This window comes from Sodalis sp. C49 (genome assembly GCF_046352915.1).
In the GTDB taxonomy this organism is placed as follows: Bacteria; Pseudomonadota; Gammaproteobacteria; order Enterobacterales; family Enterobacteriaceae; genus Acerihabitans.
The window spans coordinates 4,342,683-4,362,513 of record NZ_CP163303.1 but is presented as its reverse complement, the minus strand read 5'-3'; the positions used below and the strand labels follow the sequence as shown (position 1 = coordinate 4,362,513).

Annotated in this window: 19 protein-coding genes, 1 other RNA gene and 1 pseudogene; 13 read left to right on the top strand and 8 right to left on the bottom strand. The window is 57.6% G+C overall.

Going from position 1 to position 19,831, the window contains the following annotated elements; translation table 11 throughout:
• The first annotated feature begins 113 nt into the window (after nucleotides 1–113).
• Complete coding sequence (locus tag ABUK12_RS19710) at nucleotides 114–1,055, top strand: TerC family protein (protein ID WP_410013397.1); 942 nt, start codon at nucleotides 114–116, stop codon at nucleotides 1,053–1,055.
• Here ABUK12_RS19710 and ABUK12_RS19705 read toward each other — a convergent pair.
• The 4 genes from ABUK12_RS19705 to uxaC all read right to left on the bottom strand — a co-directional run bounded on the left by ABUK12_RS19705 (nucleotide 1,052) and on the right by uxaC (nucleotide 6,142).
• On the bottom strand, nucleotides 1,052–1,594 hold the full coding sequence (locus ABUK12_RS19705; protein WP_410013396.1) for a YgjV family protein: 543 nt from the start codon (nucleotides 1,592–1,594) through the stop codon (nucleotides 1,052–1,054). The two genes, ABUK12_RS19710 and ABUK12_RS19705, sit on opposite strands and share 4 nt — an antisense overlap.
• Nucleotides 1,595–1,690: 96 nt before the next feature.
• A complete protein-coding gene (locus tag ABUK12_RS19700; RefSeq protein WP_410013395.1) occupies nucleotides 1,691–3,178 on the bottom strand; it encodes a UxaA family hydrolase in 1,488 nt (495 codons plus the stop codon).
• Nucleotides 3,179–3,196: 18 nt separating this feature from the next.
• The gene (locus ABUK12_RS19695) at nucleotides 3,197–4,648 is read right to left on the bottom strand and encodes a tagaturonate reductase (protein WP_410013394.1); all 1,452 of its coding nucleotides are present in this window, start codon (nucleotides 4,646–4,648) and stop codon (nucleotides 3,197–3,199) included.
• Between the two features lie 84 nt (nucleotides 4,649–4,732).
• Nucleotides 4,733–6,142, bottom strand: a complete 1,410-nt coding sequence (gene uxaC / locus ABUK12_RS19690; protein WP_410013393.1) for a glucuronate isomerase — start codon at nucleotides 6,140–6,142, stop codon at nucleotides 4,733–4,735.
• 555 nt (nucleotides 6,143–6,697) lie between these two features.
• Here uxaC and ABUK12_RS19685 point away from each other — a divergent pair.
• Both ABUK12_RS19685 and exuR read left to right on the top strand, forming a co-directional pair.
• Complete coding sequence (locus ABUK12_RS19685; protein ID WP_331120011.1) at nucleotides 6,698–7,996, top strand: MFS transporter; 1,299 nt, start codon at nucleotides 6,698–6,700, stop codon at nucleotides 7,994–7,996.
• Between the two features lie 272 nt (nucleotides 7,997–8,268).
• Nucleotides 8,269–9,045 carry a transcriptional regulator ExuR gene (gene exuR, locus ABUK12_RS19680; RefSeq protein WP_410013392.1) on the top strand — a complete coding sequence of 259 codons (777 nt, stop codon included), beginning with the start codon at nucleotides 8,269–8,271 and terminating at the stop codon, nucleotides 9,043–9,045.
• A 92-nt stretch (nucleotides 9,046–9,137) separates the two neighbouring features.
• Here the strand turns inward: exuR and ABUK12_RS19675 are convergent, their stop codons facing one another.
• A complete protein-coding gene (locus ABUK12_RS19675; RefSeq protein ID WP_410013391.1) occupies nucleotides 9,138–9,440 on the bottom strand; it encodes a hypothetical protein in 303 nt (100 codons plus the stop codon).
• A 14-nt stretch (nucleotides 9,441–9,454) separates the two neighbouring features.
• On the opposite strand from ABUK12_RS19675, the gene ABUK12_RS19670 reads away from it, so the two are divergent.
• From ABUK12_RS19670 to ABUK12_RS19640, 7 genes and pseudogenes are all read left to right on the top strand, one after another.
• On the top strand, nucleotides 9,455–10,135 hold the full coding sequence (locus ABUK12_RS19670) for a DedA family protein (RefSeq protein WP_410013390.1): 681 nt from the start codon (nucleotides 9,455–9,457) through the stop codon (nucleotides 10,133–10,135).
• On the top strand, nucleotides 10,132–10,521 hold the full coding sequence (gene mzrA / locus ABUK12_RS19665; protein WP_410013389.1) for an EnvZ/OmpR regulon moderator MzrA: 390 nt from the start codon (nucleotides 10,132–10,134) through the stop codon (nucleotides 10,519–10,521). The genes ABUK12_RS19670 and mzrA overlap by 4 nt, the downstream gene beginning before the upstream one ends.
• 153 nt (nucleotides 10,522–10,674) lie before the next feature.
• Entirely contained in the window at nucleotides 10,675–10,980 is a 306-nt protein-coding gene (locus ABUK12_RS19660) for a DUF883 family protein (RefSeq protein ID WP_162366294.1), read from the top strand.
• Between the two features lie 4 nt (nucleotides 10,981–10,984).
• Nucleotides 10,985–11,368: pseudogene (locus ABUK12_RS19655) on the top strand (phage holin family protein); the annotation flags it as partial.
• Between the two features lie 74 nt (nucleotides 11,369–11,442).
• Nucleotides 11,443–11,727, top strand: coding sequence for a YqjK-like family protein (locus ABUK12_RS19650; RefSeq protein ID WP_410013388.1), 285 nt, complete (start codon nucleotides 11,443–11,445; stop codon nucleotides 11,725–11,727).
• Between the two features lie 228 nt (nucleotides 11,728–11,955).
• Nucleotides 11,956–12,348, top strand: coding sequence for a DoxX family protein (locus ABUK12_RS19645; protein ID WP_410013387.1), 393 nt, complete (start codon nucleotides 11,956–11,958; stop codon nucleotides 12,346–12,348).
• Between the two features lie 826 nt (nucleotides 12,349–13,174).
• Nucleotides 13,175–14,176 (top strand): glutathione S-transferase family protein, encoded by a 1,002-nt coding sequence (locus ABUK12_RS19640; RefSeq protein WP_410013386.1) that lies wholly within the window; start codon nucleotides 13,175–13,177, stop codon nucleotides 14,174–14,176.
• A 44-nt stretch (nucleotides 14,177–14,220) separates the two neighbouring features.
• Here ABUK12_RS19640 and ABUK12_RS19635 read toward each other — a convergent pair whose 3' ends face one another.
• A complete protein-coding gene (locus ABUK12_RS19635) occupies nucleotides 14,221–15,111 on the bottom strand; it encodes a LysR family transcriptional regulator (RefSeq protein ID WP_410013385.1) in 891 nt (296 codons plus the stop codon).
• A gap of 196 nt (nucleotides 15,112–15,307) precedes the next feature.
• Between ABUK12_RS19635 and ABUK12_RS19630 the strand changes: the two genes are divergently transcribed.
• Nucleotides 15,308–16,036: a pirin family protein gene (locus tag ABUK12_RS19630; RefSeq protein WP_410013384.1), complete on the top strand. Its 729-nt coding sequence runs from the start codon at nucleotides 15,308–15,310 to the stop codon at nucleotides 16,034–16,036.
• Between the two features lie 65 nt (nucleotides 16,037–16,101).
• On the opposite strand, the gene rnpB is transcribed toward ABUK12_RS19630, so the two are convergent.
• Together rnpB and rsmI are read right to left on the bottom strand one after the other, a co-directional pair.
• Nucleotides 16,102–16,478: RNase P RNA component class A (gene rnpB, locus ABUK12_RS19625), an RNA gene on the bottom strand.
• Between the two features lie 25 nt (nucleotides 16,479–16,503).
• Entirely contained in the window at nucleotides 16,504–17,373 is an 870-nt protein-coding gene (gene rsmI, locus ABUK12_RS19620; protein ID WP_410013383.1) for a 16S rRNA (cytidine(1402)-2'-O)-methyltransferase, read from the bottom strand.
• 62 nt (nucleotides 17,374–17,435) lie between these two features.
• Here rsmI and ABUK12_RS19615 point away from each other — a divergent pair, with 62 nt between their 5' ends.
• Together ABUK12_RS19615 and ABUK12_RS19610 are read left to right on the top strand one after the other, a co-directional pair.
• Nucleotides 17,436–19,457 (top strand): penicillin-binding protein activator, encoded by a 2,022-nt coding sequence (locus tag ABUK12_RS19615; RefSeq protein WP_410013382.1) that lies wholly within the window; start codon nucleotides 17,436–17,438, stop codon nucleotides 19,455–19,457.
• The gene (locus tag ABUK12_RS19610; protein WP_410013381.1) at nucleotides 19,415–19,810 is read left to right on the top strand and encodes a YraN family protein; all 396 of its coding nucleotides are present in this window, start codon (nucleotides 19,415–19,417) and stop codon (nucleotides 19,808–19,810) included. The genes ABUK12_RS19615 and ABUK12_RS19610 overlap by 43 nt, the downstream gene beginning before the upstream one ends.
• The last annotated feature ends 21 nt before the right edge of the window (nucleotides 19,811–19,831 follow it).

Below are 19,831 nucleotides of genomic sequence, written 5' to 3'. Positions count from 1 at the left end.
GTCCTGCGTTGTAAGTGAGACCTTGCCGGAAGGCGAGGTATGTTTGCATCCTGGATCAGGAAAAAACGGCTGCGTCTTCCGACGTTAGCCGTTTTTTTTTGAGGATATCCCTGATGAATACCGTTGGCACACCTTTGCTGTGGGGCGTTTTTTTCGTGGTGGTCGTTATCATGCTGGCCATCGACCTGCTGCTCCAGGGCAAAACCATGACGTTGAAACGCGCCGCCTGCTGGTCCGTGGTGTGGGTCTCCCTATCCCTGCTGTTTAACGCCGCCTTTTGGTGGTATCTCGCCACCACCCAGGGGCGCGCCGTGGCCGACCCGCAGGCGCTGGCATTCCTTACCGGTTACCTGATTGAAAAAGCGCTGGCGGTGGATAATGTCTTTGTCTGGCTAATGCTGTTCGGTTATTTCGCCATACCGGCGCAGCTGCAACGGCGGGTACTGGTCTACGGGGTATTGGGCGCCATCGTACTGCGCACCCTGATGATCTTTGGCGGCAGCTGGCTGGTGACCCGGTTCGACTGGCTGCTGTATATTTTCGGCGCCTTCCTGCTGTTTACCGGGATTAAAATGGCCTGGTCAAAAGAGGATGACGCCGCGCTTGACCAAAAACCGCTGGTACGCTGGCTGCGCGGCCATTTGCGCATGACCGGTGAAATCCACGGCGAGCGCTTTTTTGTCCGCCAAAACGGCGTACTGTTCGCCACGCCGCTGATCCTGGTGCTGATCCTGGTGGAATTCAGCGACGTCATTTTCGCCGTCGACAGTATTCCGGCTATTTTTGCCGTCACCACCGATCCCTTTATCGTCCTGACCTCCAATCTGTTCGCTATTCTGGGCCTGCGCGCCATGTATTTTATGCTGGCGGGCGTGGCCGAACGCTTCTCGCTGCTGAAATATGGCCTGGCGCTGATCCTGGTCTTTATCGGCGCCAAGATGCTGATCGTGGATATTATCCATATTCCCGTGGCGATATCCCTGGGCGTGGTGGCCTCTATTCTGGCCGCCACCCTGCTGATTAACGCCTGGGTTAACCAGCGTAAAGGGGGTTAACGCGTCGAGACGGCTTTATGTTCCGCGGCGAACGGGTCGATGCCGCGTAATTGCATACGGCGAAAGCGCACGATATTAATGCCGTTGACAATCAAAAAGCTGCCTTCGATAAGCGAGCCGCCGATAGAGCCAAGCCAGATATTATGGGTGACCCAGCCGGCGGTGGAACACCACATCACGCAGCGGGTGGTCAGCCCGCGGGTGCGGAACAGCGCCCAGGTGCTGATAACCGTACCGATAATGGGCAGCAGCTCCACGGCGTGCTTGACCTCGGAGAGCCCGAGCGCCAGGGTGAGGATAATGAATGCAAACATCACCAGAATGCTGCGGGTACGTGTTGAGATCACCGTACGCAGCGCATTCAGCACCGCGCTCATGCCCGCGGCGTTGGCGCCCATCAGGAAAAAATGGCAGCCAATGATAAAGCTGTAAAGCGCGAGCTGCAGTTTGAACTTGCGATCGTCACGTTTGATAAACATGGTGATGCCGACAAAAAATGCCAACACCCCCACGCCCTGAGCGACCCAGTAAAGGCTCATGGCACGGCATTCCTGTAATTTGGGGAAAGAATAAAATGAAAACGGCGCTTCATAATTATGAAACGCCGTTCTTATAGTAAGGATTCAGGCCGGTTTTTACAACGTTACGCCGCTTTTAAATATGGCCAGTTCCCGGAAATCATTCACTTCGTTGCGCGTGTGCTTGCCATTGGCAATGGCGACGATTAAATCGACGAACTCCGCCAGCACCTGATCCATCGCGACGCCGTGAATCAACCGGCCGGCGTCGAAATCAATCCAATGAGGCTTTTTCGCCGCCAGTTCGCTGTTGGTGGCAAGCTTCACCGTCGGCACAAAACCGCCGTAAGGCGTGCCGCGCCCGGTGCTGAACAGCACCATATGGCATCCCGCGCCCGCCAGGGCGCTGGTGGCCACCGCGTCGTTGCCCGGCGCGCTGACCAGGTTGAGGCCCGGCACATGCAGGCGCTCCCCGTATTTCAGCACGTCCATCACCTTGCTCTGGCCGGCTTTTTGCGTACAGCCGAGGGATTTCTCCTCCAGGGTGGTAATGCCGCCGGCCTTATTCCCCGGCGATGGGTTTTCATAAATCGGCTGTTGATGGGCGATAAAATATTGTTTGAAATCATTGACCATATGCACGGTCTTTTCAAACGTCGCCTCGTCCCGGCAGCGGCTCATCAAAATACGCTCGGCGCCGAACATTTCCGGTACTTCGGTTAATACCGAGGTGCCGCCGTTGGCGATGACATAATCCGAGAAGCGTCCCAGCAGCGGATTGGCGGTAATGCCGGACAACCCGTCCGAACCGCCGCATTCGAGGCCGAATTTCAGCTCGCTGAGTTTGCCCGGCTGGCGCTTATCCTCGCGCATCGCCAGGTAAAGCGCGCGCAGGCACTCCAGCCCCGCCTCCACTTCATCATCCTGCTGCTGGCAGACCATAAAGGTCACCCGCTGCGGATCATACTCGCCAAGCGTGGTGCGGAACACGTCGACCTGATTGTTTTCGCAGCCCAGGCCAATCACCAGCACCGCGCCGGCGTTGGGATGGCGCACCATGTTTTGCAGCATGGTGCGGGTGTTTTCATGATCCTGCCCCAGCTGCGAGCAGCCGAACGGATGGGTAAACAGATGAACGCCGTCGATATCCTCGGCGCCAAAGGTTTCCTTCAAAAAACGCTGCTGGATCTGTTTGGCGATGCCGTTGACGCAGCCGACGGTCGGCAGGATCCACAGCTCGTTGCGGATGCCCACCTCGCCGTTGGCGCGGCGGTATATCTGAATCTCACGATCGGGCATCTGCGCCGGCAGGGTTTTGAAATCCGGCAGGTACTGATATTCATCCAGGTCGCTAAGATTGGTCTTGGCATTTTGCGAATGAATGTGCTGGCCGGGAGCGATGGGGCTCAGCGCATGGCCGATGGGCAGACCATATTTAACGATCATTTCGCCCTCGCCTATGGGCGCCAGGGCAAACTTATGGCCCCGGGCGATAGGCTGGGGCAGCGTGATGGTCACGCCCCCGATTTCCACCGTTTCATTCGTGTCGAGGTCTTGCAGGGCGACCGCCACATTGTCTGAGGAATGAATTTTAATAATATTCATGAATTAACCTTTTTGCTTTCAGCAATAGGCTGAAACGGCAGTGCGCATGCCTTGGTCGATAATGGCCTGCAACTGCTGTTCAACCTGTTTCGCCAGGCCGGGAACCTTGAGCAGATCCTGTTCCCAATGCTCTGTATCGCCCAACACGTCATTTACTAAGGTGCTTAACGCCACCTCGCCTTTGTCCACGCCGCTCCAAAGCGATTTGAAACGGGTAATCCATTTTTCATCATCCTGCATCGGGTAGCTTTCGCCGTTGCGTTCTCCGCGGTAAAACGCGATCAGCGCCGCCAGGGCGAAGGTCAGCCGGGCCGGAAGCTCGCCGTGTTTTTCACGATAGGACAACAGCTGCGGCAGGATGCGGGTACGGAATTTGGTCATGCCGTTCAGGGAGATGGACAATAACTGATGCTGGATAAAGGGGTTGCGGAAACGGCTTAGCACCGCCTGCGCAAACGAGGTCAGTTCATCATGGGGCAGATCCAGCACCGGCACGATTTCTTCGGCGATGGTTTTTTCCACATAAGCGCTGATCAGTTTATCGTTCATCGATTCGCCGACGGTGTCCAGGCCGGACAGGAACGCTACCGGCACCAGCGCGGTGTGCGCGCCGTTAAGGATGGCGACCTTGCGTTCTTTGTAGGGCTTGATGTCGTCGACGATGCGCACGTTCAGGTCCATCTGGTCCAGGCGCAGTTCCTTGGCCAGCCACTGCGGTCCCTGGATAACAAACAGATAAAAATACTCGGCGGTATCAAGGAAGGTGTCCTGGTAGCCCAGTTCGGCCTGCAGTTCTTCCACTTCGCCACGCGGGTAACCGGTCACGATACGGTCGACCAGGGTGGAGCAAAAGGTGTTGTGTTCATTGAGCCAGGTGGTGAACCCGGCCGGCAGCGCCCATTGTTGGGCGTAACGCAGCACCAGCTCTTTCAGCGCGTCGCCGTTATAGTCGATCAGTTCGCACGGCACCAGCACCCAGCCTTTATCGGCGGCGCCGTCAAAATGGCTGAAACGTTCGAACAGCAGTCGGGTCAGCTTGGCGGGATAGCTGGCGGGCGGCGTATCGGTCAGCTTGTCCCCGGCCTGGTAGCTGATACCGGCCTCGGTGGTGTTGGAAAAGACGAAACGGATATTGGCGTCGTGCGCCAGGGCCAGGTAATCGTCGAATTCATGATAGATATTGATTTCACGGTTAACCGAGCGGATAAGCCTGGGCTCGCGCACCGCTTCGCCCTGTTCATTCAGGCCGCGGATAACGGTGGTGTACAGGCCGTCCTGGGTGCTGAGCGACGGCGGGAAATCCGTATTGATTGGACGGATGATAACGATGCCGGCGTCCAGATCGGTATGTTCATTAAGCAGATCCAACTGCCAGTCGATAAAAGCGCGTAAAAAATTTCCCTCGCCGAACTGGATGACACGCGTGGTGTACTGGGGTCCGGGAAAGTTTTGACGATTTAGCGTTTGCATGCGAAATTTTCCTTAAAAATTACCCGGCTGCGGATAATAAAAAATAGCGTTTTAACCGGGCGAGCCTAAGGCCCGCCCCCAGAATCAAAGCTCAATGGCGAAGTAGTTTTTCGCGTTATCAAAGCAGATATTTTTCACCATTTCGCCCAGCAGGTTGATATCCGCCGGCGCTTCGCCCGCTTCCACCCAGTGGCCCAGCATGCGGCACAGGATGCGGCGGAAATACTCGTGGCGGGTATAGGACAGGAAGCTGCGGCTATCGGTTTGCATGCCGACAAAGCGGCTCAGCAGACCCAGGTTGGCCAACTGCAGCATCTGGCGTTCCATACCGTCTTTCTGGTCGTTAAACCACCAGCCCGGGCCGAACTGCATTTTGCCTGGCATGCCTTCACCCTGGAAGTTGCCGATCATGGTGCCGATAATTTCGTTATCCGACGGGTTCAGGCAATACAGGATGGTTTTCGGCAGGGCGTTGTTACGGGCCTGCGCATCCAGCAGGCGGGACAGCGCCATGGCGACCGGCTGGTCATTGATGGAGTCGAAGCCGGTATCCGGGCCGAGCTGTTTCAGCATGCGGGTATTATTGTTGCGCAGCGCGCCGATATGGTATTGCTGGGTCCAGCCGCGGCGGGTGTATTCACTGCCCAGGAATATCAGCACCGCGGTGCGGAACTGGGCGATTTCGTCCTTGGAGGGCAGCTTGCCGTCCAGACGGCGGGCCAGGATGCCGTTCAGGGTGTTTTCGTCCGCTTCGCCGTAAACCACCACGTCCAGCGCATGGTCGGAGACCTTACAGCCATGGGCGGCAAAATGGTCCAGACGTTTTTTCAGCGCGTCGGTCAAGGTGCTGAAGCTGGTGATGGCGGTGTCGGCAGCGGCTTCCAGCAGCTTCATATAATCGTTAAAGCCTTCCGCTTCTATATTAAAGGCTTTATCCGGGCGCCAGCTCGGCAGCACTTTGATATTGAAGCTGGCGTCTTCGGCCACCGCCTTGTGGTGAACCAGGGAATCCACCGGATCATCGGTGGTGCCGGCCAGCTTCACGTTCATCTGTTTCATGATGCCGCGGGCGGAGAAATTGTCCTGGGCCAGCATTTCGTTGCCGCGATCCCAGATTTCCCGCGCGGTGGCGGGGCTCAGCAGTTTATCGGTGATGCCGAACGGACGGCGCAGTTCCAGGTGGGTCCAATGGAACAGCGGATTGCCGATGGTATGGGGAACCGTCTTGGCCCAGGCTTCGAATTTTTCATAGTCCCCGGCGTCGCCGGTGCAAAAACGCTCGGCCACGCCGTTGGTGCGCATGGCGCGCCATTTATAGTGATCGCCTTTCAGCCAGATATCGTACAAATTCTTGAAACGGTAATCTTCCGCAATCTGTACCGGCGGCAAATGGCAATGGAAGTCATAAATCGGCTGGTCCACGGCATAATCATGATACAAACGGCGAGCGAATTCGCTATCCAACAAAAAATCTTCAGTCAAAAACTGGGACATTTCAGGCTCCTCACCTTCATTTCTTTGAGTTATGTTTCTTAAATGTTGAAAGGTGTTATACCAATTTAGCAGGAAAATGCAGATCCTGCCGGTGCTGATATACCATTTCCTGCCAAATTCAACAAAAACTCAACATATATAGGTCAGCCACAGGGCTTACGCCCGGCTAACGGGACGATTTATTATCCCTTAAAATAAAAATGGTTTTTGTGATGTCACTCAACTTTTAAATCTGTATGACAAGTTATCGTAGCGCCACATTGAGTCTGGACTCAATCATTTTGTTTAGATGACTGCACTCAGGGTCATGAATTCATCTGACGGGCCAGGGCGATGCGGATTTCCGGCGGCGATTTGCCGGCAGTCCAAACAGCGGTAAGCGGTATCGGGTTAAAGCGGCAGGCGTTGGCAAGGCGCGGGTCGTTAGACCGGATAACAGGCCGACAGAATATAACAATACCCGGAGAGCGCGCTCTCCGGCTGGCTCTATACCCGTCGTCCCCATGATATCTGGGTAGTGGTGATGACGGCTCATACTCATTGGGAGAAGTGGTAATGCGTAAAATAAAAGGGTTACGCTGGTATATGATCGCCCTGGTCACCGTTGGTACGGTGCTGGGTTACCTGACGCGTAACGCCATTGCGGTGGCAGCTCCTACCCTCCAGGACCAGCTGCATATCACCACACAGCAATATTCCTATATTATTGCCGCCTACTCTGCATGTTATACGCTCATGCAGCCGGTAGCCGGTTATGTATTGGATTTGCTGGGCACAAAAGTCGGTTACGCCGTATTCGCCATCGTTTGGGCGCTGATGTGTATGGCGACCGCGCTGGCCAGCAGCTGGGGCGGACTGGCGATTGCCCGTGGCGCCGTCGGCATGGCTGAAGCGGCTATGATTCCCGCCGGCCTGAAGGCCAGCAGCGAATGGTTCCCGGCGAAAGAACGTTCTATCGCCGTGGGTTACTTCAACGTCGGCTCGTCAATCGGGGCGATGCTCGCACCGCCGCTGGTCGTCTGGGCGATTGTGGTTCACAGCTGGGAACTGGCGTTCGTTATCGTCGGCGCGCTGAGCCTGGCCTGGGCCATCGCCTGGCTGGTACTGTATAAGCACCCGAAAAACCAGAAGAAACTGAGCGACGAAGAGCGCGAATATATTCTGGGCGGCCAGGAAGCACAGCATCAGGTAAACAACGCCAAGAAGTTGTCCGCCTGGCAGATTATCCGCAACCGTCAGTTCTGGGGCATCGCCATCCCGCGTTTCCTGGCTGAACCGGCCTGGGGTACCTTTAACGCCTGGATCCCGCTGTTCATGTTCAAAGCTTACGGGTTCAACCTGAAAGAAATCGCCCTGTTCGCCTGGATGCCGATGCTGTTTGCGGATCTCGGCTGTATCCTCGGCGGCTATATGCCTCCGTTCTTCCAGCGCATCTTCGGCGTTAACCTGATCGTTTCACGTAAACTGGTCGTGACCCTCGGCGGTTTCCTGATGATTGGCCCTGGCCTTATCGGTCTGTTTACCAGTCCTTACGTTGCCATCGGCCTGCTGTGCATCGGCGGTTTTGCCCATCAGTCCCTGTCCGGCGCACTGATTACGCTCTCCTCCGACGTCTTCGGCCGTAACGAAGTCGCCACCGCCAACGGCCTTACCGGCATGGCGGCCTGGACGGCAAGCACCATGTTCGCCCTGGTCGTAGGCGCCCTGGCGGACACCTTGGGCTTCAGCCCGCTGTTCGCGGTACTGTCGGTATTTGACTTACTGGCCGTGCTGGCGGTATGGACCATACTGCAAAACCGTCCGGTGGTGGAACTGCTGCCCGGGCAAGAGCCGCTCAAACCGGCCCATAGCTAAATGACGCCGCAACGCGCGCTGTTTTCCACGCGACGCGGCGACCAATAGCACGTCCCTGAAATCCCCGGCACATGCATGACGCATTGCCGGGGATTTTTATTCCGGGGCGGAAAAGTAGGTGTAATGGGATATGTCCATCTAGGCGCTTCATTTAATAAGTGGTATAACAAATATGTCATCGATGTGAGTTCTAAACGAGCAACTTTTGACGCGTTGCGCAGTGATGGCGCGGCACCGACTAAAACGTTACCCAACATTTAAGAGCCTGTATCATGGAATTCACCGAAACCCGACGATTATATCAACAGCTGGCCGCCGAGCTGAAACAACGCATCGAGACCGGCGTCTATCCCGTGGGTGAAAAACTGCCGGCGGAGCGCTATATCGCGGAAGAGATGAATGTCAGCCGCACCGTGGTGCGTGAAGCCATCATCATGCTGGAAGTGGAAGGCTACGTTGAAGTGCGCAAAGGTTCCGGCATCCACGTCATCTCCAGTCAGCAAAAAAACCTGCTGCTGCCCAGCGGCGAGTTTCAGTTCACCACCGCAGGTCCGTTTGAACTCCTGCAGGCGCGCCAGCTGATCGAGAGCAATATCGCCGAATTCGCCGCCACGCAGGTTACCCGCCAGGATATCGTGTTATTAATGGATATCCAGGAAAATGCCCGCCTGGAAGATCGTTTCCGCGATTCAAAATGGGATCTGAAATTCCATGTCCAGGTCGCCCTGGCGACGCAGAACACCGCCATGGCCACCATTGTCGAGCAGATGTGGAGCCAACGGCTGCACAACCCGTACTGGCGCAAGCTGCATGAACATATCGATGATAAATCCATCGAAAGCTGGTGCGAAGATCACGATCATATCCTCAAGGCCTTGATCCGCAAAGACCCCTACGCGGCCAAACTGGCGATGTGGCAACATCTGGAAAACACCAAGCAAATGCTGTTCCACGCCACCACTGATGATTTCGAATTTAACGTCGACCGTTACATGTTTACCGAAAATCCGGTCGTACACCTTGATAGCCTGGCCAACGGCACCAAATAAACCCTCGCGTTGCATGTGATGATCAGGCCGCGGCGCGCCATTGAGGGCCCGCATCCGTGTAGGCGCCCTGGCGCCACGCCGGGGGCGTTCGTTCATTTCAGGCCAATGGCGCGCCATGCTTGACTCTTCTTACCCCGTCCCAGGCGGATGTGCGCGTTTTCAACCTCCTGTTTTTTAGTCTTGCCAAGCGCTTGCGCCCGGCGGCCGGACCACGTCAGCAAGTGTCGTTTTTCTGTCAGCCCATGTAAAAGAAGCCTTTGCCAGGCGTTTTTATTGCAATATATCCTCGCGGCGGGACGATTGTCGGTTATATTTCCCTGTCTCACGATGTCTGATTTTGTTACAGTGAGATGGCTTTTTTTACATTTTAACCAGGTTGTAAGCTGCTGTTTCAAGTTAGGAATGCTGAATGGATATACTAAAATCCCTGGTACATGCCCTCTGGCGACAGGATTTTGAAACACTTGCCGACCCTACATTGGTCTGGACCCTCTATTTGATATTGTTTGTCATTTTATTTCTGGAGAACGGCTTGTTGCCCGCGGCTTTCCTGCCCGGGGACAGCCTGCTGATACTGGTGGGCGTGCTGATAGCCAAAGGCACCATGAATTTTCCCCTGACCCTGCTGATACTGACAGCGGCCGCCAGCCTGGGATCGTGGATCAGTTATATACAGGGTAAATGGCTGGGCAATACGCGCATGGTGCAAAGCTGGCTGTCCCATTTGCCGGCGCAATATCACCAGCGCTCGCATTCTTTGTTTTACCGGCACGGGCTTTCGGCGCTGCTTATCGGTCGTTTTGTCGCCTTTGTCCGCACCCTGCTGCCGACCATCGCCGGCCTGGCCGGACTGAGCGATACCCGCTTCCAGCTGTTTAACTGGCTGAGCGCGTTTATCTGGGTATTTATCCTGACCACCGTCGGTTTCCTGCTTGGCAAAACCGCCCTGTTCAAGCATTACGAAGATGAGCTCATGCTGGGATTGATGTTACTGCCGCTGATCTTCCTGGTGATGGGACTGGTCGGCTCGCTGCTGATATTGTGGCGTAAAAAACGCGCCACGGACGCCGTAAAAAGGTTAAGAAAGTGAATGTGAACGTAAAATGGCGGCGCGGGTGGATGACATGGCGAGCGGGATTGGTGGCGACAGCCTCGCTGCTGGTCTTGATATTGCTGCTGCCGGCGCTGATGACCAAAGAGACGGCGCTGGAGATTACCCTTGCCAGCGAACGCGGTTCCCTGCCCGACGGTTTTTATATCTACCAGCGCCTTGACGAGCGCGGCATCAGGATCAAAAGCATCACTCCCGCCAGGGACAGCCTGATTATCCTGCTCGATACGCCCGAACAGGCGCTGGCGGCGCAGCGCGCCCTGGAAGATCTGCTGCCGGAAAATTATTCGGTTTCACGCAGCCGGCACTATCCCCGATGGCACTGGCTTCCCTATCTGCATACCGGCAATGCCCGGGTAGGCTAACCCTATTAACCCTAAGAAATTGCTATAAGTTTTTTGCGGTTTGCCAAATCCGGGGCTACGCTTACAACAAGCGCTAAATATTAGACGCCTAGGTAGTAATGATGGATTAATACGGGCTAACACTGATTCGTAAACGTCGAAGGAGTAAAAAAGATGGTTAAAGATACGACCTCTGAACATTTACGCGCCGAATTAAAGTCATTGGCGGATACGCTGGAAGAAGTGCTGCGTGGCTCCTCTCAGAAACCCAAGGCTGAATTTGACAAGTTGCGCAGCAAGGCGGAAAGCGCGCTCAAGGAAACCCGGACCCGTCTCGGCGATGGCGGCGAGCGCCTGGCCGAACAGACCAAAGTGGTTGCGGAAAAGGCCGATGAATATGTACATGACAACCCCTGGACGGGTATCGGCATCAGCGCCGTAGTCGGGTTTGTCCTTGGTGCGTTAATTATGCGGCGTTGATAAAATGATTGAACAGCAAAGCCAGGGCCCTGGCAAGGGCATTTTCACCATAGGCCAGCGTATTATTACCATTATTGTCAGTATGGTGGAGACCCGCCTGCGTTTGGCAGTGGTAGAGCTGGAACAAGAAAAATCCAATATTATCCAAATGCTGATGATGGCCGGTATTACGTTGTTACTGGCCGCTTTTGGCTTGATGAGCCTGCTGGTGCTGCTGATCTGGGCCATCGATCCGCAATACCGCCTGACGGCGATAGCCACTACCACCGCGGTGCTGTTCGTGCTGGCGATTATTGGCGCCATCTGGACGTTGGGCAAGGCTAAGCGTTCCACCCTGCTGGGTTCCACGCGCGAAGAACTGCAGGTTGACCGGAATATATTGGAAAAGGTCCAGGACGAAATTCAGGAAGAAGAGAAAGCCCGCAAGCGCGAAAAGGAAAGGGAAAGAGCCAGGGAGGACAGATGAGCGACCATCAGCCTAAAATGACCAAAACCCAACTCCTGCGCACCATACACCAGCAGCGGCTGGATCTGGGGGCGGAAAAACGCGCCTGGTATTTTGCCACCGCCCGCTACGACCGCGGCTGGAACACGGTATTGAGCCTGCGCAAGTATCTGATAGCCGGTTCCAGCATACTGGCGCTGTACAATATCCGCCATCCCAGCCGTTTTATCCGCTGGACAAAACGCGCGCTCGGCATTGTCGGTACGCTTAAACTGATTCGCACCACGCTTCAATCACGTTAATACGCTCTCCCGCGGGCGAAAGCCCGCAGGAATCTCCACCGCCCCGCCCCTTACTCAATTTTTTTGATAATAACCGACAGTTTTAATCGCTATCACCCAACCTTTCTTACGGATAACATCTCCCTCATCAAACGCAACGGGTTCATTAAGCCGCCTAACCTGCTTTAAAACCTGCTGTAATCTGGCCTTCGTTTTGAAGGCCGTCCTTTAAAATAAGATGGGAAGAAGATGAAAAAATTAGATGATAGCGCCATCCTGGTTGCCCGGATCCTGTTGCCGATCCTATTTATCGTTTCCGGCTTCGGCAAAATAGGCGGCTACGCCGCTACGCAGCAATATATGGAAGCCATGGGCGTGCCCGGCTTTATGCTGCCCCTGACCATCTTGCTGGAATTCGGCGGCGGCCTCGCCATCCTGTTCGGTTTCCTCACCCGCACGGTTGCGTTGATCACCGTGGTCTTTGTCCTGCTGACCGCCTTTATTTTCCATAGCGATTTCTCCCAGGCAGGCAACCAGATCAACTTTATGAAGAACCTCTCCATCTCCGGCGGCTACTTACTGCTGGCGGTGCTGGGTGCCGGTTATTTCAGCATCGATCGCCTGCTTAACAAAAAGTGGTAACAGGCCGCAGAAGGCAAAGCTGACTACACTTAACACAAGCAGTGTTCAAGGGAAAACGCCCCATGGCATGGTAGGCACGCGATCATCGAGCTCACATAAGTCGTGTTAAAGGGAGAGCGTGCCAATGGGGTCGAATCGGGCGTGGTTTTCCCGCCCGACCGAGCGCCCCATAGTGCGCTATGCCCGCCAACGCCGAATTCAACGCAGACGTGTTAAAGGGAGAGCGTGCCAATGGGGTCGAATCGGGCGTGGTTTTCCCGCCCGACCGAGCGCCCCATGGTGCGCTATGCCCGCCAACGCCGAATTCAACGCAGACGTGTTAAAGGGAGAGCGTGCCAATGGGGTTGAATCGGGCGTGGTTTTCCCGCCCGACCGAGCGCCCCATGGTGCGCTATGCCCGCCAACGCCGAGCTCAACGCAGACGTGTTAAAGGGAGAGCGTGCCAATGGGGTCGAATCGGGCGTGGTTTTCCCGCCCGACCGAGCGCCCCATGGTGCGCTATGCCCGCCAACGCCGAGCTCAACGCAGACGTGTTAAAGGGAGAGCGTGCCAATGGGGTCGAATCGGGCGTGGTTTTCCCGCCCGACCGAGCGCCCCATGGTGCGCTATGCCCGCCAACGCCGAGCTCAACGCAGACGTGTTAAAGGGAGAGCGTGCCAATGGGGTCGAATCGGGCGTGGTTTTCCCGCCCGACCGAGCGCCCCATGGCATGGTAGGCCCGCGATCATCGAGCTCACATAAGCCGTGTTAAAGGGGGAGTGTTCCATCACACCGCAGGCCCGCTGGCACCGGCCGCAATTATCCACTGACTATAAGGAACTCGCATATGGGACTGCTCGTAGAGGGCCAATGGCAAAACAGCTGGTACGACACCAAATCCACCGGCGGACGCTTCGAACGCTCGGCGGCGCAGTTCCGCAACTGGATCACCCCTGACGGCGCGCCCGGCCCCACCGGCCGCGGCGGATTCGCCGCGGCGAACCACCGCTACCACCTCTATGTCTCGCTGGCTTGCCCCTGGGCGCACCGCACACTCCTGATGCGCAAACTCAAAGGCCTGGAGAACCTGATCCCGGTGTCCGTGGTCCATCCCCTCATGCTGGAAAACGGCTGGACCTTCGGCACTGATTTTCCCGGCGCCACCGGCGACCCGCTTTACCACAAGGATTACCTCTACCAGCTCTATCTCGAGGCCGACCCCCGCTACAGCGGGCGCACCACGGTACCGGTGCTATGGGATACCGCGGGGAAAACCCTCGTCAGCAATGAATCGGCGGATATCATCCGCATGTTCAACAGCGCCTTCGACGGCGTCGGCGCCCGCGCCGGCGACTATTATCCCCGTGAACTGCGCGCGCAAATCGATGAGATTAACGGCTGGGTTTACGACCAGGTCAACAACGGCGTTTATAAAGCGGGCTTCGCCACGTCCCAGCAAGCCTATGATGACGCGGTGGAAGGCGTATTCGCCGCGCTGGATCGGCTCGAGGCGATACTGGGCCGCCATCGCTACCTCACCGGCGACCGGCTGACCGAAGCGGATCTGCGCCTCTGGACCACCCTGATCCGTTTTGATCCGGTCTATGTCACCCATTTCAAATGCGATCGCCGCCGGATTGGCGATTACCTCAACCTGTCGGGCTTCCTGCGCGATATCTACCAAATGCCGGGCATCAGCGACACGGTAGATTTCGCCCATATCCGCAACCACTACTACCGCAGCCACGCCACGCTCAATCCCCACGGTATCATTTCCATCGGACCGCGGCAGGATCTGGACGAACCGCACGGCCGCGACGATCGTTTCGGCCCGGCGGACGAGGACTGACCGGCGCCGGGATGCGGTGGCGTCAGGTTAACAGCGGCCGGATCTCAGGCGAATAATTTCGGGATTTCGCGCAGGAACCAGGATTTGGCCTCGCCCATGCTGTCGCGGCGCCAGGCCATAATGATATCGTTCTCCATACTGTACTCGGGGCCCACGACCCGCAGGCGTCCGGCGGCAATGTCCTCCGCCACCAGCGGATAGGGCATGGTGGCCACGCCCAGCCCGGCCAGCAGCGCCCGGCGCTTATCGTGCATGGAGCTTACCGTCAGGCGTTGCTGCTTATCCAACAGCTGCACGGTCAGCACCGGACGTTCGCGGGCGGTATCGGCAATGGCGATGCCGCGGTATTTTACCCGCGTCAACTCCGACAGCGGCTCCGGCTCCTGGTGAATGGGATGATCCGGGCTGGCCACGTACACGTTGAGGATTTTATACAATTTGCGGCTGTTGATTTCCGACGAGGTGCGAAAATGCATATCCGGCGCGATAACGATATCAGCCCGGCCCTGCTCCAGCCGTTCCCAGGCACCGGCCAGCACTTCGGTAATAATCGACACCTGGGTATTGGCCTTGCGCGCCAGCTTCTCGATTAAGGGGAACAGCTTCTCGCTCGGCACCAGGGCTTCCGTCACCACGGTTAAATGGGTTTCCCAGCCGCGCGCCAGCGCCTCGGCGTCGGTGGTCAGCTTATCCGCCGCTTCCAGCAGTACCCGCCCGCGCTCCAGCAGCATGCGCCCGACGTTGGTAAACTTGGTGCGATGCCCCGAACGGTCGAACAGCACCACATCCAGCTCTTCTTCCAGTTTTTGCATGGTATAGCTTAGCGCCGAGGGTACCCGGCCCAGTTCATCCGCCGCCGCGGCAAAACTGCCGCGCCGGTCGATGGCATCCATCACCCGTAATGCTTCCAGCGTTAACGCCCGTTCTCTAGCCATGCCCGGTCTCATTCAGGAAATTTGAATATACTGACCAGATTAACTTGCTAACAATCCGCCGTCCATACCCTTACTATTTATAGAGTAAAGTTTTGGCGCCGCCGTCCCTATGCCGCCAGGCGGATAATAAACACGCCATCCGACCCTACACATAAAAAATGGGCAGCTTGTCCATAGAAAATAAGCAGACAGAGCCATGATTACATTCAGAACGGCAAAACAATGCGGCCATGCCGACTACGGCTGGCTCCAGGCGCGTTACACCTTTTCCTTCGGCCATTTTTTCGATCCCAAGATGCTCGGCTACGCTTCCCTGCGCGTGCTGAACCAGGAGGTGCTGGCGGTCGGCGCCGCCTTTCAGCCGCGCGCCTATCCGCAGGTGGATATTCTTAACCTGATCCTTCAGGGACAGGCGGAATACCGCGACAGCGAGGGCCGCCATATCCAGGCCGCCACCGGCGACGCCCTGCTGCTGTCGGCACGCAACGGCGTCACCTATAGCGAACAAAACACCGGTTCGACGCCGCTGACCCGGCTGCAACTGTGGATGGACGCCTGCCCGACGCGGGAAAACGCCGCGGTCCAGCGCCTGGCTATACCCGACCAGCCCCATTTGCTGCTGGCCTCGCCGGATGGCGAAGGCGGCAGCCTCCAATTGCGTCAACAGGCCTGGATACATCACGTGGAACTGGCGGCGGGCCAAAGCCTGACCTTGGAATTAAGGGGATCGCGCGCTTACCTGCAATCGGTGCATGGCACGATTCACATCGATAACCCGGCGACAGATAGCCCCGCTCACCGCGAGGACACCGCCAATCCCACCTTGCTGACCTGCGGCGACGGCGCTTTTATCCACAATGAGCGCCGCGTCCGGCTACAGGCGCAAACGCCGCTGCGGGCGTTATTGATCGACCTGGCGGAATAAACGCGAAGGGGGGTTGCCGGGCAAAAAAAAACCCCATGCCATAAATAAGCATGGGGCTAACGCGATAATAGAGTTGACCGGTAAGCCGGGTTCTGTCGAGGACAATCATTCATCTAGGCCAGCGCTCGCGCGCTGGCTCAAGCAGCCTACCCGGGTTCAGTACGGGCCGTACCTTGTGAACCCCTATTTGGCCTTGCTCCGGGTGGAGTTTACCATGCCGCAAACTGTTGCCAGCCGCGCGGTGCGCTCTTACCGCACCCTTTCACCCTTACCTGATCCCGCTTGCGCGGGCCATCGGCGGTTTGCTCTCTGTTGCACTTGTCGTGGGTTTGCACCCCCCAGGCGTTACCTGGCACCCTGCCCTATGGAGCCCGGACTTTCCTCCCCATGACGTTGCTTCCCGAAGGAAGGTCGGTCAAGCGGCGATTGTCTGGTCAACTCCGGCGCGGAGTATAAAAGCTTTTCGATCAATTGTCATCCCCAAGCTGGTCCAGGGCATAACGATAAAGGGCATTTTTTTTCACGCCGTGGATTTCGGCGGCCAGGGCGGCGGCTTTATTCAGCGGCAGCTCCTTTTGCAGCAGGCCGAGCGTACGCAGCGCCTCCGGCGGCAGGGCGTCGTCCTTGACCTGGAAACCTTCGACGATCAGCACCATTTCACCGCGCGCGCGGTGCTCATCCTCGCCGACCCAGGCCAGGAGTTCGCCCACCGGCGCGCCGTAGATGCTTTCCCATGTCTTGGTCAGCTCGCGCGCCAGCACCACATAGCGCGCCGGCCCCCATACGGTAACCATATCCTGCAGGCTCTCAAGCAGCCGATGGGTGGATTCGTAGAAGATAAGGGTGCGCGGTTCCTGTTCCAGGGCCAGCAGCGTATCCTGGCGGCCTTTGCGCTTCGCCGGCAGGAAACCCTCGTAGCAGAAGCGATCGGAAGGCAGGCCGGCGGCGGACAGCGCGGTAATGGCCGCACAGGGACCCGGCAGCGGCACCACCCGGATACCTGCCTCGCGGCAGCGGCGGACCAAATGATAGCCCGGATCGTTGATCAACGGCGTGCCAGCGTCGCAGACAAGTGCGATACTCAGTCCTTCCTGCAGCTTTGTCAGCAAAACATCCGCTTTTTGCTGTTCGTTATGATCATGTAACGCGAACAGGCGCGCATTTATGGCAAAATGTTGTAACAATAGGCCGGTATGACGGGTATCTTCAGCAGCAATCAAGTCGACCCGCTGGAGTGTCGACAGCGCCCGCTGGGTGATGTCTTCCAGATTACCAATGGGAGTCGGTACCACATAAAGCGTTGATGCGGAAATATCTGCTTGTTGGTGTTGATTCATTGTCTCATCCGGATTGCCGATTTAATATTGAGCATCTTGAAAAAAACATCACTGGATACAGAATGCTTTACTCATATGTCATGGGTTTTAAAACAGGGCGTGTTCTACCCGTCGTGCTGGCTGCGCTGATCCTCGCCGCGTGTTCCAGCCAGGCGCCGCAGGCCCCTGCCGGCGGCGGCCAGGCCAAGCCCGGCGCCAATGCCGGCGCCAACGCCGATTATTACCTGCAGCAAATGCAGCAGGCGGGCAATGATAATAGCAAGACCGACTTTCAATTACTCGCCATTCACGCCCTGATCGGCGAAGGCAAGACCGATCGGGCGCAGCAGTTGCTCGGCACGCTACCCCAAGCGATGACCGATGTCCAACAGCGCGAGCAGCTTTTGCTGTCCGCCGAGCTTGCCGTCGCGCAAAAACGGCCGCAGGACGCAACCGCCGCGCTGCAAAAACTCGACCCCGGCCAGCTTTCCCAGGAGCAACAGGCGCGCTTCCTGCAGGTGCGTATTGCCGCGGGCGCCGGCCAACAGCCGTCGCTGGATTTGCTGCGCGCCTATATTGCCCAGGAGCCGCTGTTGGCCGACCCGGCGGCGCATCAGCAAAATATCGACCAGACCTGGCAAGCCCTGCTGGCCTTTTCAGCCCAGCCGCAGGCAAGCCTGGTGATTAACGCCAATGAAAATGTTCTCCAGGGCTGGCTGGATCTGCTGCATGTCTACCAGGACAATAAACAGGATCCCGCCCTGCTGAAAGCCGGCATCAAGGATTGGCAGACCCGTTATCCGCAGAACCCGGCGGCCAAGACCCTGCCGACCCAGCTCAACCAGGTCCTGAACTACCAGCCCTCGTCGGTCGGGCAAATCGCCCTGTTCCTGCCGATGAACGGCCAGGCCCAGGTGTTTTCCAATGCCATCCAGCAGGGATTCAACGCCGCGAAAAACGGCCTGAATACGGCCGCCGCCCCGGTGCCGCCCACCGATGCCTCCGCGGGCCAAACCTCGCAGGCGGTCACCGCGCCGGCCGACGCCACGGCGGCCGACGCCGCCACCGCCGTTACCGCCGCGCCGCAGCCGGCGGCCGCGCCCGTTGCCGCCGGACCGGCAAGCAATGCGCAAGTGAAGGTCTATGATACTTCCAGCCAGCCGCTGCCAGCGCTGCTGGCGCAGGCGCAGCAGGAAGGCGCCACCATCATTGTCGGGCCGCTGCTGAAAAATGAGGTGGAACAACTCTACAGCAGCCAGAGCACGATGAATATCCTGGCCCTCAACCAGCCTGAGCATCTGCAGAACCGGGCGAATATCTGCTATTTCTCCCTCTCGCCGGAAGATGAAGCCCGCGACGCCGCCAACCATATCTTCCAGCAGCACCGGCAACAGCCGTTATTGCTGGTGCCGCGCGGGTCGCTGGGCGATCGCGTCGTCAAGGCCTTTGCCGATGCCTGGACCAAAGCCGGCGGCGGCACCGTGCTTGAGCAGCGTATCGGTTCCGTCGGCGAGCTGAAACAGGCCATCAACAGCGGCGCCGGCATCCAGCTTTCCGGCCAGCCGGTAGCCACCGCGGCGCCGTCGGAACCGCAGTCGGTGACCATTGCCGGTCTGACCATCCCGGCGCCGCCAAGCGATGCGGCGATCTCGCCTTCCGCCGGCGGCGGCGTCGACGCGGTGTATATTATCGCCACGCCGTCCGAGCTGGCGCTGATCAAGCCCATGATCGACATGCGCACCAGCTCGCGCTCGCGCCTGGGCCTGTATGCCAGTTCGCGCAGCTACCAGGCCGAGGCCGGCCCGGATTACCGCCTGGAAATGGAAGGGCTGGAATTCAGCGATATTCCGCTGCTGGCGGGCGCCAATCCCGGACTGCTGCAACAGACCAGCGCGCAGTTCAAGGAAGATTATTCACTGGTGAGGCTGTACGCCATGGGCATGGACGCCTGGACGCTGGTTAACCATTTCTCCGAAATGCGCCAGATCCCAGGCTTCCAGGTGGCGGGCGAAACCGGCCAGCTCTCGGCGACACCGGATTGTGTCATCAACAGGAAGCTATCTTGGCTGAAATACCAACAGGGAAAACTGGTACAGGCACTCTAACCCGGCAGCGGTCCGGCGCGCGGGCGGAATATCTGGCGCGCCGGTATCTGGAAAGCGCTGGCATGCGCTTCGTCGCCGCCAATATGCGGGTGCGCGGCGGCGAAATCGATTTAATCATGCGGGAATCCCGCGCCTGGGTATTCGTCGAAGTGCGTTATCGCCGTAATAACGCGTTCGGCAGCGCCGCTGAAAGCGTCACCCTCCGCAAGCAGCGCCGGTTATTGCTGGCGGCGGCGGTCTGGCTGGCGCGCCGGGGCGAAAGCCTGGAAACATCCTCTTGCCGTTTCGATGTCCTGGCCATTACCGGTTGCCGCGTAGAATGGCTGGTAAACGCCTTCGGCGCAGCGGGATAACCGCTACTTCATTTATCACAG

Coding starts and splice junctions, on each gene's coding strand:
- ABUK12_RS19710 (WP_410013397.1), top strand. CDS start 114: ATGAATACCGTTGGCACACCTTTGCTGTGGGGCGTTTTTTTCGTGGTG.
- ABUK12_RS19705 (WP_410013396.1), bottom strand. CDS start 1,594: ATGAGCCTTTACTGGGTCGCTCAGGGCGTGGGGGTGTTGGCATTTTTT.
- ABUK12_RS19700 (WP_410013395.1), bottom strand. CDS start 3,178: ATGAATATTATTAAAATTCATTCCTCAGACAATGTGGCGGTCGCCCTG.
- ABUK12_RS19695 (WP_410013394.1), bottom strand. CDS start 4,648: ATGCAAACGCTAAATCGTCAAAACTTTCCCGGACCCCAGTACACCACG.
- uxaC (WP_410013393.1), bottom strand. CDS start 6,142: ATGTCCCAGTTTTTGACTGAAGATTTTTTGTTGGATAGCGAATTCGCT.
- ABUK12_RS19685 (WP_331120011.1), top strand. CDS start 6,698: ATGCGTAAAATAAAAGGGTTACGCTGGTATATGATCGCCCTGGTCACC.
- exuR (WP_410013392.1), top strand. CDS start 8,269: ATGGAATTCACCGAAACCCGACGATTATATCAACAGCTGGCCGCCGAG.
- ABUK12_RS19670 (WP_410013390.1), top strand. CDS start 9,455: ATGGATATACTAAAATCCCTGGTACATGCCCTCTGGCGACAGGATTTT.
- ABUK12_RS19660 (WP_162366294.1), top strand. CDS start 10,675: ATGGTTAAAGATACGACCTCTGAACATTTACGCGCCGAATTAAAGTCA.
- ABUK12_RS19650 (WP_410013388.1), top strand. CDS start 11,443: ATGAGCGACCATCAGCCTAAAATGACCAAAACCCAACTCCTGCGCACC.
- ABUK12_RS19645 (WP_410013387.1), top strand. CDS start 11,956: ATGAAAAAATTAGATGATAGCGCCATCCTGGTTGCCCGGATCCTGTTG.
- ABUK12_RS19640 (WP_410013386.1), top strand. CDS start 13,175: ATGGGACTGCTCGTAGAGGGCCAATGGCAAAACAGCTGGTACGACACC.
- ABUK12_RS19635 (WP_410013385.1), bottom strand. CDS start 15,111: ATGGCTAGAGAACGGGCGTTAACGCTGGAAGCATTACGGGTGATGGAT.
- ABUK12_RS19630 (WP_410013384.1), top strand. CDS start 15,308: ATGATTACATTCAGAACGGCAAAACAATGCGGCCATGCCGACTACGGC.
- rsmI (WP_410013383.1), bottom strand. CDS start 17,373: ATGAATCAACACCAACAAGCAGATATTTCCGCATCAACGCTTTATGTG.
- ABUK12_RS19615 (WP_410013382.1), top strand. CDS start 17,436: ATGCTTTACTCATATGTCATGGGTTTTAAAACAGGGCGTGTTCTACCC.